Annotated in this window: 1 protein-coding gene; it reads left to right on the top strand. The window is 53.2% G+C overall.

What is annotated here, in order from left to right; genetic code table 11:
* Positions 1-502: 502 nt before the first annotated feature.
* A complete protein-coding gene (locus AC4ED1_RS14640) occupies positions 503-628 on the top strand; it encodes a hypothetical protein (RefSeq protein ID WP_490939866.1) in 126 nt (41 codons plus the stop codon).
* Positions 629-865: the final 237 nt, after the last annotated feature.

The following is an 865-nucleotide window of genomic DNA, read 5'->3' as shown; positions in this document are numbered from 1 at the left end:
CCAAACGCAACGCTACAGTACACAAAAAACCCGACGAACAGCCCGTGTCCGGTCAGAGCAATCGTGTGTGATACTTTAAACCTATATGGGACGATAGACGCTAATTGCGCTTATGATCAGTCAGGGAGTGGCGGGGCTGGAGGAAGTGGTGGAGGAGGTCAAAACGTAATAGTTATAGCTAGGAAAATAGTTGGAAACGGAGTTATAAAGGCAAACGGGAATCCAGGATCAAACGGAAACGCCGCAACTTCTACTTACTCAAGTGGAAGTTCTTATAATAACGCTTACCTGCCGTCTGGAGCTTTGGGTGCAGTTAGTTCAGCAACAGCTTCAACTTCCTCAGGGCTGGGCGGTGGCGGTGGCGGCGCTGTACAAACCGATGCCATGTTAAAAGCCGTGAAATATCCAACTTGGCTGGGTAACTCTCTTTTATACGGATATGGGTATTTGCCAGGTTCTGTGTATCTAAACGGAAGTACTGGGAACACTGGAGCAAGTTATTATGGCACAGGCTATGCAGGCGGTGGCGGTGGCGGTGGTTTATGGGCGGGCGGAGGTAATGGTGGAGGAGGTGCTTCTTCGGGGACAAACCCGTCAGGAGGCGGTGGTGGCGGTGGTGGCGGAGTAATCTATATCTTCTCCGAAAACCCGATCCCCTCTATCACGCTCTTCGCTAGGGGAGGTAACGGCGGAAACGGATACGGCACTGGCGGTGGCGGGGGCGGTGGCGGGGGAGGATATATCGGGCTCTGGGCACCTTCATTGTCAGCGAATTGGGATGTAGCTGGCGGTAATGCTGGAACTGGCGGTACTGGCGCTCAATCTGGTTCGAACGGCATCGTCGATCAGTTCTACTTCGCACCGT

The sequence above is a fragment of the Effusibacillus sp. SKA8 genome (assembly GCF_058273125.1).
Note: the sequence above shows the minus strand (reverse complement) of the source record. Positions and strands in the feature narration are given on the sequence as shown.